The organism is Luteibacter sp. NPDC104163 (assembly GCF_055584245.1).
The window spans coordinates 1-15,530 of sequence record NZ_JBVJMK010000010.1 but is presented as its reverse complement, the minus strand read 5'-3'; the positions used below and the strand labels follow the sequence as shown (position 1 = coordinate 15,530).

Annotated in this window: 16 protein-coding genes; 11 read left to right on the top strand and 5 right to left on the bottom strand. The window is 66.7% G+C overall.

Going from position 1 to position 15,530, the window contains the following annotated elements:
- The first annotated feature begins 23 nt into the window (after nt 1-23).
- From ACZ6YI_RS13430 to ACZ6YI_RS13415, 4 genes are all read left to right on the top strand, one after another.
- Nucleotides 24-824, top strand: coding sequence for a thiazole synthase (locus ACZ6YI_RS13430; RefSeq protein ID WP_465779106.1), 801 nt, complete (start codon nt 24-26; stop codon nt 822-824).
- 2 nt (nt 825-826) lie between these two features.
- Complete coding sequence (trmB, locus tag ACZ6YI_RS13425; RefSeq protein WP_465779105.1) at nt 827-1,537, top strand: tRNA (guanosine(46)-N7)-methyltransferase TrmB; 711 nt, start codon at nt 827-829, stop codon at nt 1,535-1,537.
- Nucleotides 1,538-1,611: 74 nt separating this feature from the next.
- Nucleotides 1,612-3,330 carry a ubiquinone-dependent pyruvate dehydrogenase gene (poxB, locus tag ACZ6YI_RS13420; protein ID WP_465779222.1) on the top strand — a complete coding sequence of 573 codons (1,719 nt, stop codon included), beginning with the start codon at nt 1,612-1,614 and terminating at the stop codon, nt 3,328-3,330.
- Between the two features lie 249 nt (nt 3,331-3,579).
- Complete coding sequence (locus tag ACZ6YI_RS13415) at nt 3,580-5,397, top strand: SLC13 family permease (RefSeq protein WP_440324017.1); 1,818 nt, start codon at nt 3,580-3,582, stop codon at nt 5,395-5,397.
- Nucleotides 5,398-5,416: 19 nt separating this feature from the next.
- Here ACZ6YI_RS13415 and ACZ6YI_RS13410 read toward each other — a convergent pair whose 3' ends face one another.
- Nucleotides 5,417-5,758 carry a Rieske (2Fe-2S) protein gene (locus ACZ6YI_RS13410; RefSeq protein WP_465779104.1) on the bottom strand — a complete coding sequence of 114 codons (342 nt, stop codon included), beginning with the start codon at nt 5,756-5,758 and terminating at the stop codon, nt 5,417-5,419.
- Nucleotides 5,759-5,838: 80 nt separating this feature from the next.
- Between ACZ6YI_RS13410 and ACZ6YI_RS13405 the strand changes: the two genes are divergently transcribed.
- From ACZ6YI_RS13405 to ACZ6YI_RS13390, 4 genes are all read left to right on the top strand, one after another.
- Nucleotides 5,839-6,135 (top strand): hypothetical protein, encoded by a 297-nt coding sequence (locus ACZ6YI_RS13405; protein WP_465779103.1) that lies wholly within the window; start codon nt 5,839-5,841, stop codon nt 6,133-6,135.
- 89 nt (nt 6,136-6,224) lie between these two features.
- Nucleotides 6,225-7,100 (top strand): methylated-DNA--[protein]-cysteine S-methyltransferase, encoded by an 876-nt coding sequence (locus tag ACZ6YI_RS13400; RefSeq protein ID WP_465779102.1) that lies wholly within the window; start codon nt 6,225-6,227, stop codon nt 7,098-7,100.
- A gap of 100 nt (nt 7,101-7,200) precedes the next feature.
- Nucleotides 7,201-8,103: a drug/metabolite exporter YedA gene (yedA, locus tag ACZ6YI_RS13395; RefSeq protein ID WP_465779101.1), complete on the top strand. Its 903-nt coding sequence runs from the start codon at nt 7,201-7,203 to the stop codon at nt 8,101-8,103.
- 127 nt (nt 8,104-8,230) lie between these two features.
- Nucleotides 8,231-8,491 (top strand): hypothetical protein, encoded by a 261-nt coding sequence (locus ACZ6YI_RS13390; protein ID WP_465779100.1) that lies wholly within the window; start codon nt 8,231-8,233, stop codon nt 8,489-8,491.
- A gap of 4 nt (nt 8,492-8,495) precedes the next feature.
- Here the strand turns inward: ACZ6YI_RS13390 and ACZ6YI_RS13385 are convergent, their stop codons facing one another.
- The 4 genes from ACZ6YI_RS13385 to ACZ6YI_RS13370 are packed head-to-tail and all read right to left on the bottom strand — an operon-like array spanning nt 8,496 to nt 12,962.
- A complete protein-coding gene (locus ACZ6YI_RS13385) occupies nt 8,496-9,818 on the bottom strand; it encodes an ABC transporter permease (RefSeq protein WP_465779099.1) in 1,323 nt (440 codons plus the stop codon).
- A gap of 9 nt (nt 9,819-9,827) precedes the next feature.
- Nucleotides 9,828-10,994, bottom strand: coding sequence for an ABC transporter permease (locus tag ACZ6YI_RS13380; protein WP_465779098.1), 1,167 nt, complete (start codon nt 10,992-10,994; stop codon nt 9,828-9,830).
- Between the two features lie 12 nt (nt 10,995-11,006).
- Nucleotides 11,007-11,693 (bottom strand): ABC transporter ATP-binding protein, encoded by a 687-nt coding sequence (locus ACZ6YI_RS13375; RefSeq protein WP_465779097.1) that lies wholly within the window; start codon nt 11,691-11,693, stop codon nt 11,007-11,009.
- Between the two features lie 21 nt (nt 11,694-11,714).
- Entirely contained in the window at nt 11,715-12,962 is a 1,248-nt protein-coding gene (locus ACZ6YI_RS13370) for an efflux RND transporter periplasmic adaptor subunit (protein ID WP_465779096.1), read from the bottom strand.
- Nucleotides 12,963-13,079: 117 nt separating this feature from the next.
- On the opposite strand from ACZ6YI_RS13370, the gene ACZ6YI_RS13365 reads away from it, so the two are divergent.
- From ACZ6YI_RS13365 to ACZ6YI_RS13355, 3 genes are all read left to right on the top strand, one after another.
- Nucleotides 13,080-13,766 (top strand): fumarylacetoacetate hydrolase family protein, encoded by a 687-nt coding sequence (locus tag ACZ6YI_RS13365; protein WP_440324592.1) that lies wholly within the window; start codon nt 13,080-13,082, stop codon nt 13,764-13,766.
- Between the two features lie 70 nt (nt 13,767-13,836).
- Nucleotides 13,837-14,244, top strand: coding sequence for a large-conductance mechanosensitive channel protein MscL (gene mscL, locus ACZ6YI_RS13360; RefSeq protein ID WP_440324593.1), 408 nt, complete (start codon nt 13,837-13,839; stop codon nt 14,242-14,244).
- Nucleotides 14,245-14,776: 532 nt separating this feature from the next.
- Nucleotides 14,777-14,908, top strand: coding sequence for a hypothetical protein (locus tag ACZ6YI_RS13355; RefSeq protein WP_465779095.1), 132 nt, complete (start codon nt 14,777-14,779; stop codon nt 14,906-14,908).
- The last annotated feature ends 622 nt before the right edge of the window (nt 14,909-15,530 follow it).

The window sequence follows — 15,530 nt, the reverse complement described above, 5'->3', positions numbered from 1 at the left end:
CGCCCCTCGACGGAAGACCCCGCATGAACCACTTTTCCCCCGCTGGTGATGATCCCCTCATCGTTGCCGGCCGTACGTTCCACTCGCGCCTGCTCACCGGCACCGGCAAGTACAAGGATTTCGACGAGACCCGCCAGGCCACCGAGGCCGCTGGCGCGCAGGTCGTCACCCTTGCCATCCGCCGGGTCAACATCGGCCAGGACGCCAGCCAGCCCAACCTGCTCGATGCGCTGCCGCCCGATCGCTTCACCCTGCTGCCCAATACCGCCGGCTGCTACACCGCCGACGATGCCGTGCGCACTTGCCGCCTCGCGCGCGAGCTGCTCGACGGGCACAACCTGGTGAAGCTGGAAGTGCTCGGCGATGAGCGCACGCTCTACCCGGATGTGGTGCAGACGCTGGCCGCCGCGGAGAAGCTCGTCGCCGATGGCTTCGACGTCATGGTCTACACCTCCGACGATCCGATCCTGGCCCGCCGGCTTGAAGAGATCGGCTGCGCCGCGATCATGCCGCTGGCCGCGCCGATCGGTTCGGGCCTGGGCATCCAGAACCGCTACAACCTGCTCGAGATCATCGAGAACGCGAAGGTCCCCGTGATCGTCGATGCGGGCGTCGGCACGGCTTCGGATGCATCGATCGCGATGGAGCTGGGCTGCGATGGCGTGCTGATGAATACCGCGATCGCCGGCGCGAAGAACCCGGTGCTGATGGCCCATGCGATGAAGCTGGCCGTGGAAGCCGGACGTGCCGCGTTCCGCGCGGGCCGTATCCCGCGCAAGCGCTTCGCCTCGGCATCGAGCCCCGTGGAAGGATTGGTGGGTTGAGCATGAGCCAAGACGACGAAACCACGGGCGAAGGCCCGTTCCAGCGCCGCATCCGCAGCTTCGTGCTGCGCGAAGGCCGTATGACTCCGGCGCAGCAGCGCGCGTTCGACGACCACTGGGCGCGCTTCGGCCTCGATTACACCGGTGTAACCCGCGACCTCGGCGCCACGTTTGGTCGCGAGGCACCGCGCGTGCTGGAAATCGGCTTCGGTAACGGCGAGGCACTCGCGTGGGCATCAGAGCATGACCTCGCTCGCGACTACATCGGCGTGGAAGTGCATGGCCCTGGCGTCGGCCGCCTAATGAATGCGCTGGCCGCGCGCGATGCCGGCAACGTGCGCATCTACAAGCACGATGCCGTGGAAGTGCTGGAAAACGAGATCCCGCCAGGCAGCCTCTCCGAAGTGCGCATCTGGTTCCCGGATCCGTGGCATAAGAAGCGCCACAACAAGCGTCGCATCGTGCAGCCGGCCTTCGTGGCCCTGCTCGCTTCACGCATGGCCCCGGGCGGGCTGCTGCATCTGGCTACCGATTGGGAAGCCTATGCCGAGCACATGCGCGAGGTAATGGAAGCCGCGCCAGGCTGGCGTAACCGTGTTGGGCCGGGCGCAACGGCCGAGCGTCCCGACTGGCGCATCGAGACCCATTTCGAACGCCGTGGCCTGCGTCTTGGCCATGGTGTCTGGGATTTCCTTTACGAATGGCACGGTTAGACAAGCCGTAGACCCTGAAATGGGCACACTTGGGCTCTCTCGTCCCCACGGAGCCCCGCATGTCCATTTCCACCCTGGCCGACCTGTTCGCGGAAACCCTGGAACAGGCCGGCGTACGCCGCATCTACGGCTTGGTCGGCGATAGCCTCAACGCCATCACGGATTCCCTGCGCGAACGCCAGCGCATCGACTGGATCCATGTGCGCCACGAAGAAGCCGCCGCCTTCGCGGCCGGCGGCGAGGCCCAGCTCACCGGGCAGCTCGCGGTCTGCGCGGGCAGTTGCGGCCCGGGCAACCTGCACCTGATCAACGGCCTGTTCGATTGCCAGCGCACGCGCACGCCGGTGCTGGCCATCGCCGCGCACATCCCCAGTGCCGAAATCGGCAGCGGTTACTTCCAGGAAACCCACCCCACCGAACTGTTCCGCGAGTGCAGCGTGTACTGCGAGATGGTCTCCGACCCCGCGCAGATGCCGCATGTGCTCGATTCGGCGATCCGTGCCGCGGTGGGCCAGCGTGGCGTCGCCGTGGTAGTGATCCCGGGCGACGTGGCGATGCGCAAGGCGGTGGTGAAGCAGGTGACGCCGGCGGCCGGCCTCCTGCCGCCGTCACCGAAGGTGATTCCCGCCGAGCGTGAGCTCGATGCGCTCGCCGCCCTGCTCAACGCGGGGAAGCGCGTCACCCTGCTCTGCGGCCGCGGCACCGCGGGCGCGCACGATGAGCTGATCGCCCTGGCCGACGCGCTGAAGTCGCCGATCGTCCACGCGCTGGGCGGCAAGGAGTTCGTGGAATACGACAACCCCTTCGACGTGGGCATGACCGGCCTCATCGGTTTCAGCTCCGGCTACCACGCGATGGAAGACTGCGACACGCTGCTCATGCTGGGCACCGACTTCCCCTACCGCCAGTTCTATCCGGAGGAGGCGAAGATCGCCCAGGTGGATATCCGCCCGGGCAACATCGGCCGCCGCTGCCGGGTCGACCTGGGTGTCGTGGGTGATGTCGGCGAGACGCTGAGGGCCCTGCTCCCGCGCATCGAGCCCAAGCGCGTGCGTGGCCACCTCGATCGCTGCCTGGCCCACTACGCCCGTGCCCGCGAGGGCCTGGATGAGCTGGCCGAGATCAAGCCGGGCCATGAGCTCATCCACCCGCAGCAGGTCTCGCGGCTGGTCAGTGAGCTTGCCGAGGACGATGCGGTGTTCACCTGCGACGTGGGCACGCCCACGGTCTGGGCGGCGCGCTACCTCAAGATGAATGGCAAGCGCCGCCTGGTCGGCTCGTTCGTGCATGGCTCCATGGCCAACGCCATGCCCCAGGCCATCGGCATCCAGGCGGCTTATCCCGGGCGCCAGGTGATCTCGCTGTCGGGCGATGGCGGCTTCGCCATGCTCATGGGCGATTTCATCACCCTGGCGCAGGAGAAGCTGCCGGTGAAGATCATCGTGCTCAACAACGGCACGCTGGGCTTCGTGGAACTCGAGATGAAGGCCGCGGGCCTGGTCGAGACCGGCGTGGAGCTGCAGAACCCCGATTTCGCCGCGATGGCGAATGCCATGGGCATCCATGGCCGCCGCGTGGCGAGGGCCTCGGACCTGCCTGCGGCGATCGCCGAGGTGCTCTCGCACGAGGGACCCGCCCTGCTCGACGTGGTCAGTAACCGGCTCGAGCTTGCCATCCCGCCGAAGATCAGCGGCGAGCAGGTCAAGGGCTTCAGCCTGTATGCGCTGAAGGCAGTGATGAGCGGGCGCGGCGATAGCATCGTGGACCTGGCGGTTTCGAACCTGAGCCGCTAGGGCGGGGAGCCGCCCCCGCTCTTGTGGGAGCGCGCTTGCGCGCGATGGCTCGTGCCGCAAGCACCCATCGCGCGCAAGCGCGCTCCCACGGTATGTGTTCCAAGAAAAACCGGATTGCTTCAGCCGGGAGCCACCCCCAGCGCGTATACTCGTCCGCCATCGACAGCAGCCTGGCGAGCCAATGCCACCGCATGCCCCCATCGACCGGAACGGGACTGCCGGCTAGTGGCACTCACACTCACGCCTGAAATGATCCTCGTGCTGGGCCTGGTGGGCTTCACCATGCTCATGCTCGTGCTGGAGTGGATCCGGGCGGACATGGTGGCCCTGCTGGTGGTGGTCACCATCGGCCTGACCGGGCTGATCCCTGGCGAACAGGTGTTCAACGGCTTCGCCGGTAACGCCGTCATCGCGATCATCGCCATCATGATCATGGGCGCGGGCCTGGACCGCGCCGGCGTGCTCAACCTCACCGCTTCCTTCGTCATGCGCATGGCGCGTGGCATGGAGTCACGCCTGGGCGTGGTGGTGAACAGCGTCACCAGCCTGTTCAGCGCGGTGATCCCGAGCCAGGCGCTCGCGGCCCTGATGATCCCGGTCACCTCGCGCCTGTCGGCGCGCACGGGCGTGCCCATGTCGCGGCTGCTGCTACCCATGGCCTTCTGCATCCTGACCGCGACCAACACCACGCTGATCGCGAACTCGCCGCTGATCGTCCTCAACGACCTGATCGCCAGCGCCAACAGCAACCTGCCCCCGGGCGCCCACACCATCCCGAAATTCGGCCTCTTCAGCGTCACGCCTGTCGGCCTGATCCTGGCCCTGCTCGGCATCGCGTTCTTCTGGCTGTTCTCGCGCAAGCTGCTGCCGGAGCGCGAGGACGAGCGCCTGAAGGTGACCCCGGGCCGCACCGAGAGCTACTTCGCCGATACCTATGGCATCGCCGGTGAAACCGCGGAGCTCACCGTTACCGCGGAAAGCCCGCTGGTCGGCATGAGCATCGGCGAGGTGGAACAGCTGCATGGCGCCCCGCTGATCCTGGCGATGAAGAACGGCAACGAGAGCCGCGTGGCCCCGCCCTCGGACCAGATGATCTGGGTGGGCACGGTGTTGGGTGTGCTGGCTCCGAAGGACGCGATCAACGCGTTCGCCAATAACCAGCTGTGCCGCGTGTCGTGGCGCATGCGCCAGCTGGGCGAGCAGTTCAACACCACCCGCGCCGGTATTTCCGAGGCCGTGGTGCCGCCCAGCTCGCGCTTCATCAAGCAGAGCGTGGGCGAGCTACGCCTGCGCAAGCGCTTCGGCATCTCCGTGCTGGCGGTGAACCGCGGCGATGAGGTCTTCCGCGAGGATGTGCGCGCCGTGACCCTGCGCGCCGGCGATACGCTCGTGCTGCACAGCAAGTGGCGCGACCTCATGCTGGCCGAGGAAGACCGCGACATCGTGGTCGTGACCGATATCCCGAAGGAAGAACAGCGGCCCGGCAAGATCTGGCAGGCCGTGGGCTTCTTCGTGCTGGCCAAGTGCCTGGCGCTGTTCACCCACCTCGATCTCTCGGTGGCGATGATGACCGGCGCGGTCGGCATGCTGCTGACCGGCGTGCTGAACATGGACGAGGCCTACAAGGCCATCAACTGGAAGACCATCTTCGTGACCGCCTGCCTGATCCCGCTGGGCTGGTCGATGGATTCCACCGGCACGGCCAGCTGGATCGCCCAGGAAGTGCTCGCCGTGCTGGGCCACGCGCCGCAGTGGACCCTGCAGCTCTCGATCGCCGTGCTGACCCTGTTGTTCTCCCAGGTGATGTCGAACGTGGGCGCCACGGTCATGATGGTGCCGATCGCGATCAGCGTGGCGGTCACCACCGGCGGCAACCCCTCGGCCTATGCGCTGATCGTCGCCGTGTCCTCGTCGAACACCTTCCTGCTCTCCTCGGGCCACCCGGCACTGATGATGGTGGCCGGCCCCGGCGGCTACCGGGCGAAGGATTTCCTGCGCGCAGGCATCCCGCTGACCATCGTGATGCTGGTGGTCACCCTGGTGACCATCAACCTGATGTACCGCTGAGCCAACCCACAGAATTTTCTCAGGCCAGGTGGACTTTGCCGTCCGTCACGGCCACCGACACGGCACGTAGGCGATCACCCTTGCAAGGACCGCTCTGGCAGTGCCCATCCCCCGCCGTGAAGGTCGCCCCGTGGGCGGCGCAGATGATCAGGCCGTTGCGGACCAGGAAGCGGCCGGGGGCGTAATCCAGCCGGCGGCCAGCGTGGGGACACACGTTATAGAAGGCACTGACCTGGTCCCCGTCGCGGTAGACCAGCAGGGACTCGGTGTCGCCAGCCACCGTCGCCTCCACTTCGATAGCGTTGCCATCGGGGATGTCATTGAGCTGGCAAAGGGGGGCGGTGTCGGCAGTGGTAGTCATGGCACTTGTCTATGAGGGTCGGATGCCCCAAGGTAAAGAGGCTCACACGCATGTCATTGTGCCATACGGATTTTTAACCAATGCGCTTCGTCTTTCCGCCCATTCGCCGCTCGCGTAACCCGCTGGTCCGCGCCCTGTCCCTGTTGGCAGGCGTGGCCGTGCTGGGCGTGCTGCTCGTGTTCGGTGTGGTCGTGCTCGGCGTACTGGTGGCCGGCGGCCTCGTGTTCTTCGCCGTGCGCCAGTGGAAGCTCGCGACCGCCCGTGCCAACGGCGCGCCGACGCCGCAGCCCCAGGCTGCGTCCCGCCCGAACGATCCCAACGTCCTCGAAGGCGAGTTCGTGGTGATCCAGCAGGGCCGGCCGGTACACCACCACTAAGCCGTTCGCGAACGAGCCGCGCACCGCAAGCTTCGGATAGTCCGCCGGAGCCTGCCCGCCTACGCTGGTCTCCCATGAAGGAGGCCACCATGAACCGTCCCGCCCTCGCCATGCAAAGCACCGACGATGCCCTGGAACGCGTGCGTCTCGCCCTCGAAGAGGATGAGGCACCGGCGGACCTCGCCAGCCTCGCCGCCATCGCCGGGCTCAGCCCCACCCACCTGCAGCGGGTGTTTCGCCGCCGCTACGGCGTGAGCCCTGCGGAATATGCCCGTGCGCGCCGCTTTGGCCAGCTGCGCCAGGCGCTGCGCGGCGGCGCGGCGGTGACCGATGCCGTCTACGACGCCGGGTTCGGCTCGGGCAGCCGGGTCTACGAGGAAAGCGACCGCCGGCTCGGCATGACCCCCGCGAGTTACCGCGCGGGCGGCGCCGGTGCCGACATCCGCTATACGACGACCGCGACGCCGCTGGGCCAGTTGCTGGTGGCGACCACCGCGCGCGGCATCTGCTCCGTCACCCTGGGCGCAGACGATGCCGAGCTGGAAGCACGCCTGGCCAACGAATTCCCCCAGGCCACGCGGCAGCGCGTCGATGCCGGCCGCGAGGATTGGCTGGATGCGGTGATCGCCCGCGTGGCGCACGAACTGGGCTGGAGCGATCGCGACGCGCCGGCCATGCCGCCCCTCGACGTGGCCGCCACGGCGTTCCAGTGGCGGGTTTGGGAGGCGCTCACCCGCATCCCGCGCGGCGAAACCCTGAGCTATGGCGAGCTGGCCGCGAAGCTGGGCGTGCCGAAGGCGGCCCGCGCGATCGGCCGCGCCTGTGGCAGCAACAAGCTCGCGCTGCTGGTGCCGTGCCACCGGATCATCCGCGAGGATGGCAGCCTGGGTGGCTGGCGCTGGGGCCTGGAAATCAAGCGCCAGCTACTGGCGAGCGAGCGCGCGGTGAACGCGGCTCAAGCCTGACCCGCGAAGGTTTCGCTACCACCCGTCACGCGGCGGCGATATCTTTCCGCTTTCGCGTCACGCCGGTTGTGGCGCACCCTGCCCCGGTTTGCCCCACGCCATGTCCGACGCCGCCTGTTCCGCCACGCCCGCCGCCACCGAGTCACGCTGGCTCGTACCGCTTTCGCTGTTCGCGCTGTATGTGATCTGGGGCTCTACCTACCTGGGCATCCGCTACGCGCTGGTGAGCTACCCGCCGTTCCTGCTGGCCGCCCTGCGCTTCGCGATCGCGGGCGTCCTGCTCTTCGCCGTGCTGCGCGTGCGTGGCGCGGCGCTGCCCACCCGCCGGCAGTGGCGCAATGCCGCCATCGTCGGCACCCTGCTGCTCGCCGGCGGCAACGGCCTGGTCTGCTACGCCGAGCAGTCGGTGAGCTCAGGCATCGCGGCGGTAGCCGTCGCCAGCATGCCGCTGTTCGCCGCCGTGTTCGGCGGCCTTTACGGTGAGTGGCCATCGCGCGGTGAAACCGTCGGCCTCCTCCTGGGCTTCGCCGGCGTCATCGTCCTGAACCTCGGCGCGGGCCTTTCCGGTTCGCCGCTCGGCGCCATCGCGCTCATCGTGGCCGCCTCGTCGTGGGCGTTCGGCTCGGTGTGGTCGAAGCGGCAGGACATGCCGAAAGGCCCGATGAACGTGGCTGCGCAGATGCTCTGCGCCAGCGTCGCGCTGGGCATCATCGCCATGCTGCACGGCGAGCGCCTCCCGGTGCACCCGCAGGCATCGGCGACCGCCGCCCTGCTTTACCTCGTCGTGTTCGGTTCGCTCATCGCGTTCAGCGCCTACCTCTACGTGCTGAAAACCGTGCGCCCCGCGCTTGCCACCAGCTATGCCTACGTCAATCCGCCGGTGGCCGTGCTGTTCGGCGTCGCGCTTGCCGGCGAGCATGTCGGCCCGTTCGATCTCGGCGGCATGGCGATCATCCTGGTGGGCGTCGGCATCATCACGCTGATGCGCCAGCGCAAGGCGTAATGCGCAAGCGCCGGAATGTGACGGCCGTCGCACTCCGTGGTATGGCAGGCGCATTTTCAGAATAATCGGATGGTCGGGGCCGCCGACCGCCGCCTAGTCTCTCCAGCCGCATCTGCTGGAGATATCCATGGATGGCCTAGCCCATCTCCGCCGCTCGCGACGCCTGCGCCTTTGCGGCGCGCGCCTTGCCACCCTGCTTTGCCTGGCCATCGCCGCGCTGGCTTCATGCCAGCCGTTCCGCGATGACGACACCACGTTCGCCACGCCGTTGAACGACTTCGCCGACTACGATGCGTGCGTCGATCGCGGCGGCAACTGGTTGCTCCATGCCCATCTCTGCAAGGAGCCGGCGGGCGATGCCGGCGACAGTACGCCGGCACCGCCATGAGCCATCAGAGTTCGCGCAACGCCGTGGTCACCGGCAAGCGCGCGGCGCGCAGCGCGGGGAACAGGCCGCCGATGAAGCCGATCGCGAGCGCCCACTTCAGGCCGGTCCACAACAGGGCCGGCCCCACGCGGAACTGGAACACGACCTGGCTGAAGTTCGCGCCCAGCGTCGATGCCGAATAGTTGTTGAAGATAAGCCAGGCGATCCCTGCACCGATCGCGCCACCCAGCAGCGCAAGCAGCATCGTTTCGAGAAGCACCGACACCACCACCGGCACGCCGCGGAAACCGATCGCACGCAAGGTCGCGATCTCGCGGGCCCGTGCCTGGATCGCGGCGAACATGGTGTTCAATGCACCGAACACGGCACCGATCGCCATGATCAGGCCCACCGTGATGCCGATGATGCGCAAGGTCTTCGTCAGCGCCTCCGATTGCTTGCTGAAATACGCCTCGGTGGTGGAGACATCTACCTTCAGCCGCGGATCGGCGGCCAGGCTCGCCTTGAACGCATCGAGGGCCTTAGGCGAATCCAGCAGCACGGTGACCGACTGCACGCTGCTGCCGCGCCGGTAGGCCGAGGCGACGCTTTGCGTATCGCCCCACAGCTCGGACTCGAGCGCATCGTTCGATTCGAACTCGCCGACTACCGTCCAGGTCTGCCCGGCCAGGCGGATGGACTTGCCGACATCCAGGCCTTCGAACTGGCCCTTCGCGCCCTTGCCGACGATCAGTTCGCGCAGGCCCGGCTTGAATCGCCGTCCCTCGATGATCTTCACGTTCTCGCGCAGGGCCCACACATCATCGCTTACGCCGCGGATCGGTACGTTCGAGTCGCTGTTCGGATCGCCCTTGCGCGGCAGGTTCGCCACGACGACGAGTTCGCCCGAGGCGATCGGCCGGCCCTCGGGCCCTTTCTTCACGCCCGGCGCCTGCATCACGACGTTCGCGCTGTCGCGATCGAGGATGGAATTGAGCTCGGCTTGCGAACCGCCGCGCAGGACGATGGCGGTGTGGTCGTTACCCGAGGCGCGCAAGGTCTGTGCAAAGCCTTCGCTCATTGCCAGCATCGCCACGAGCACGCCGACCACGCCGGCGATACCGACGACCACGACGGACGAGGAACCGAGCCGCTGGGTCACCGTGGAAAGACCCACGCGGGTCACCTGCCAGGTCTGCCGGCCGCGCCGCGTCGCGACCATCCATACGGCCAGCAGGATCGCCAGCACGACGACACCCTGCCACGGCAGCATGGTCCACACGACCAGGAACAGCGCGATGATCGCAAGCAGCAGCACGCCGCCAAGGAACTTCTTGAAGGTCTTCATGGCCGTTCCTCAGCGCCCTGCCAGGGCGTCGACAATGTTGAGGCGCATGGCGCGCAGGGCGGGCAAGGCACCGACGATCGCGCCGATCACCACCATCAGCACGAAGCCGAGCAGCCACGTCTGCGAGCCCACCGGGGGAAGGTTGAGCATGCCGCCGCTGCCCTTGGCCACGATCGGCACGATCACGCCCGCCAGGCCCAGGCCCAGCACGCCGCCTATCACCAGCAGCAAGACGCTCTCTGCCAGCACCATGTAGAGCACGCTGTGGCTGGAGAAGCCGATCGTCTTCAGCACCGCCAACTCGCTGGTCCGTTCACGCACGGCCTGCGCCATGGTGTTGCCGGTAAGCAGGATCAGCGTGAAGAAGACCGCGCCCATGATCGCGCTGACGATGAGGCCGATATCGCCGATCTGCTTGGCGAACGAGGCGTTGAACGCCTGCTCGGTCTGCGTCTTCGTTTCGTGGTCGGAGTTGGCGGAGAGCGCATCCACCGCCTTCGCGACGTGGTCGGCATCGTTCGCCGAGTTCAGGCGGATGACATACCAGCCCACCGTCGTGCCGATGCTCTGGAACGCGTTGGCATCCTCGAAATACTTGTGGTGGAAGAAGAACTGCTGGTCCGTTCCGTTCGCTGCGCCGGGGGCGACCTTGTAGATGGCCACGATATCGAACGGCCAGGTCTTGTCACCATTGCGCTGCGGGAAGATCGTCGACTGGAGTGGGATCTTGTCACCCACCTTCCAGCCAAAGCGCTTGGCCAAGGCCTCGCCGACGATCGCGCCGGTGCGGGTGCTGGCATACGTCTTGCGCTCTTCGGGGCTGATCTGGATCTCGTGGAAGATATCGAAGTAGTTATCGCTCACCGCGAAACTCAGCACGAAGTTCTTCGGATCCTGGTAGATCCCACCGAACCAGTTGGAGGCGCCGACGTCACGCACGCCCGGCACCGTCTTGATCTGGTTGCCCAGGCTCACCGGCAGTGACTGGATGATCGAATAGCGCGAGGTGGTGATCAGGCGGTCGACGCCGATCACGTTGTCGCCGGAGTCGAACGCCGACCGCGTGGCGTCCAGCATGCCGAACAGCAGGAAGGCAGCAAGGATGGAGACGAGGGTGAAGAAGGTGCGCGCCTTCCGCCGGAACAGCGCGGCCCATATGAGATGGAAGTATTTCATCGCGCCGCTCCCTTACGCCGAGGCCTGCTCGACAAGGGTGCCCTTGTCGAGGTGCAGCGTATGGTTGGCGTACTCGGCGGCCTTGGGGTCATGGGTCACCATGACGATGGTCTTGCCGTGCTCGCGGTTGAGCTCACGCAGCAGGCCAAGGATCTCTTCGGCCGACTGGCGATCCAGGTCACCGGTGGGCTCATCGCAGACCAGCAGGGTGGGATCGGAGACGATCGCGCGTGCGATCGCCACGCGCTGCTGCTGTCCACCCGATAGCTCCGAGGGCTTGTGCGAGGCACGATCGGCCAGGCCCACCAGTTGCAGCGCGATGGCAGCGTTCTGCGCGCGCTGCTTGCTCGAGAGCTTGGTCAGCAGCAGCGGGAGCTCGACGTTGCGCTGGGCGCTGAGCATCGGCATGAGGTTGTAGAACTGGAACACGAAGCCGACGTGCGCCGCGCGCCACCGCGCCAGCTGCCCCGCGCCAAGCTTGTCGATGCGCTCGCCTGCCACGGTGATGCTGCCGCCGCTCGGCGTATCCAGGCCGCCGATCAGGTTCAGGAGCGTCGTCTTGCCCGAGCCCGACGGGCCCATCAACGCGAGGAAGTCACCTTCCTCGATCTTCAGGTCGACGCCGTGCAGCACCTCGACCTTCTGCCGGCCGCGCTCATACACCTTGGACAGGTCCTGGATGTCGATCAGGGTAGCCATGCGGGTAATCTCCTTGGACGCTCAGGGAGCGGGCTGGGTGACGTGGACGGAGGCGCCATCGACGATGGTGTCGGGTGGCGTGGTGATGACGGTTTCGCCGGCGGCGAGGCCGGCGGTAACCAGGCGGAGATCGTTGTTCACGGGCTTGGCGGCGGTGATGTCGCGACGGCGGGCCTTTTCGTCGGTGACGACGAACGCCACGTCATGGCCATCGCGCTGCACGATGGCATTGGCGGGCACCATCACGCCCTTGGGCGGTTCGGCATGCGCGGCAGCGCGCTTTTCCAGGAACGAAACACGAACGCCCATGTCCGGCACGATGCGCCCATCTTTCTGTTCCAGCGCGACGCGGACTTTCACCGTCGCCTTGCCGCGATCGGCCGCCGGCACGATCGCGATCACATGCGCAGGGATGCGCCAGTCGGGATAGGCATCGAGCACCGCCTCCGCGGCCATGTCCGGTTGCACGCGGCCGATATAGGCCTCGTTGACGTCCACGTCGATTTCCAGCGAATCCATGTCGACGATGGTGCCCACGCCGGTACGGGTGAACCCGCCGCCGGCCGACAGCGGCGAGACGATCTCGCCCACCTGGGCTGCCTTGTCGGTGATCACGCCGTCGAACGGCGCGCGCACCACGGTGTAATCGAGGTTGACCTGTGCCACGCCCACCTGCGAATCCGCGGCCTGCGCCTGGCGGCGCGAGGTATTGAGCTGGGCACGGAAGGTATTGGCCTGCGTGCGGGTCTGCTCGGCGATCTGCTTCGACACCAGCCCACGGCCGACGAGGGCTTCCTGGCGCGTGGCGTCGCGCAACGCCTGGTCGAGCTGCGCCTCGTTCTGGGTGACGTTGGCGTGCGCCGCCGCGGCGTTGGCCTGCGCCGAGGCGAGGCTGGCGCGCAGGGCGTTGTCTTCGAGGCGCGCCAGTACCTGGCCCTTCGTTACCCGGTCGCCTTCTTCGATCAGCACCTCGGTGAGCGAGCCGGTGATCTGCGCCGAGACCGTGGCTTGCCTGCGCGCTGTCACATAACCGGTGGCCTGCAGCACCGCGCCCGCGTCGCCCGCCGACGCCGGGGCCACGGCGGTCGCTGTCTGCACCTCAACGGCACGGCGGCCGAAGAAGGCCCAGGCACCCAGGCCGGCCGCCAGCAGGATGAGTACGATGCCGGCGATGGCGGCGATCCGGCCCCAGGGCGGGCCGCCACCGGGCGCTTCCTTGTGCGATTTATCGATCTTCAGCTGCTTCAGCAGCTCGGCGTTCGAGTTCATGTCCCCTCACATCCCCTCACGGTGTTCGTACAAGATCATGCGAACCTGGGCGACCGTGCGCTATTCAGGCCCATCAGTCATCTGCCGTGACAGGTGTCACCTGCTAGGCTTGGCGGCATGAATACCGTCATCCCCATGCCGGCCCAGCCGAGCCTCCCCGTCACCGGCCAGGCCGGTCGTTTCCCCGTTCGCCGCATTTTCTGCATCGGCCGCAACTACGCGGACCATGCGAAGGAAATGGGCGCCAGCGTCGACAAGGCGAACCCCATGTTCTTCACCAAGCCGGCCGATGCCGTGGTGACGGATGGCGCCGACGTGCCCTACCCCAGTGCCACCAGCGATCTCCACCACGAGGTGGAGATGGTCGTGGCCCTGGGCGCCGGTGGCTCCCACCTTAGCGCGGACGACGCACGCAAGCTCGTCTGGGGCTATGGCGTGGGCCTGGACCTCACCCGCCGCGACCTGCAGGCGCAGGCCAAGGCGAAGGGCGCCCCCTGGGACGTGGCCAAGGCGTTCGACCATTCGGCGCCGGTATCCGCGCTGGTCCCTGCCAGCGAGGCCACGCCCACTGCCGCCACGACGATCACCCTGGAGATCAACGGCCAGGTACGCCAGCAGGCAACGCTCGGCGATATGGTGCTCGACGTGGGCGAGATCCTCGCGGCACTATCCACCCTGTTCGAGCTGAAGGCAGGGGACCTGGTCTTCACCGGCACGCCCGCGGGGGTCTCGGCATTGCAAAAGGGTGACCGGTTCCGCGCGACGCTCGGGGACATCGTTTCATTCGAGGGCAAGGTAGTGTGAATTCGCGCGATCCCTACATCGGGATCGCTAGGTTGGGAATTTCGACACGACGCAACGAGGAGTCCATGCGATGAGCATGATGGAAGAATTCAAGAAATTCGCCCTGCGCGGCAACGTGATCGACCTGGCGGTCGGTGTGGTCATCGGCGCGGCGTTCGGCAAGATCGTGACGTCGCTGGTGGACAACATCATCATGCCGCCGATCGGCATGCTGATCGGCGGCATCGATTTCTCGGACTGGAAGTGGGTGTTGAAACCCGCGGATGCGGCGTCGAAGACGGCTGAAGTCGCCATCCAGTACGGCGTGTTCATCAACGTGCTCATCCAGTTCATCATCATCGCGTTCGCGATCTTCCTGGTGGTCAAGGCGATCAACAAACTGACCCGCCACGAAGACAAACCCGCGGCCACGCCCGCCGACGTGGTGCTGCTCCAGGAAATCCGCGACCTGCTGAAGCAGCAGAAGAACCTGCCTTAAGTTTCACTGTGGGAGCGCGCTTGCGCGCGATGCTTTAGGCGATGCCCGGTACGGCCGGGCTCGCCTTCACGCGCTCGAATCGGTTCATTCGCGTTCGCGAATGCATGTGACTAGCGGCTACGCCGCCTCGCGCTCCGACGTCTCTGGAAAGAGGCCTTGGGGCCCACCCTCGCTGCTCAGACAGGTCCTGTGGGAGCGCGCTTGCGCGCGATTTGGGCGTTCGGCCAGCCCCATTCGCGCGCACGCGCGCTCCCACAGCTCTCTTGTGCGGAACTCGCCTCGAGGGTGGGCCCCAAGGCCTCCCGGACGTACTGAGGTTCATGGTGGGAGAGCCGGATTTCGCTTCGTGTCCGGTGTGCGGACACGCGTGGCCGGACACGGCTTCGTCCGCGGACAGCAAAGCACGCGTGGCCCAGTCAGAGTGAAATGGCTTCGCAGCGCGGTTTGCGAGGCAAATTCGACGTTGGCACGGCGGATGCAATCTTCATGGCAAGGGCCCTCGGGCTCACCTTCCTACTCACGGAGACCCGCCATGAAAACCGAAACCTTCCTGCTGAAGACCTTCTTCGCCGCTGCCGTGCTGCTGAGCGTGTTGACGATGGGGGCGATGGTCACGACTAGCGCACCCGTGGTGCCGGCAAACGCGATCGCTGCGGCTCGCTGATCAATACGGCTTCATCGCTGCGTCGGTGATCGCGCGCAAGCGCGCTCCTACAATAACCGGCGAGGCCTGCGCAGATCTCATGTAGGAGCGCGCTTGCGCGCGACATCTTTCGCGGACAGAGCCACAGGCCCTGCTGCATCGAGGCGAAGGCTGTCGGCCACAGGGTGGCCTCCTACAAGGCGGAGGTCGCTTGAAGGCCCTAGACCGAACAGCGCGCGAGGCTCGCCCAACAATCAACCTCAGTGCGTCCGGGAGGTCTTGGGGCCCACCCTCGAGGCGAGTTCCGCACAAGAGAGCTGTGGGAGCGCGCTTGCGCGAATGGGGCTGGCCGAACGCCCAAATCGCGCGCAAGCGCGCTCCCACAGGACCTGTCTGAGCAGCGAGGGTGGGCCCCAAGGCCTCTTTCCGGAGACGTCGGAGCGCGAGGCGGCGTAGCCGCTCAACACATGCATTCGCGCCCAGCGAATGAACCGATTGAATAGCGCGAAGCCGAAGGCGAGCCCGCTCGTACACGCCATCGCGCGCAATGAGGTGACCCCCAAAAGTTGGACAGCGGGGTCAGGCGGCTAGGGCCTGGGTCCGGTATTCAACCGGACTCAGGCCATTAAGCCTGAGCTTGATG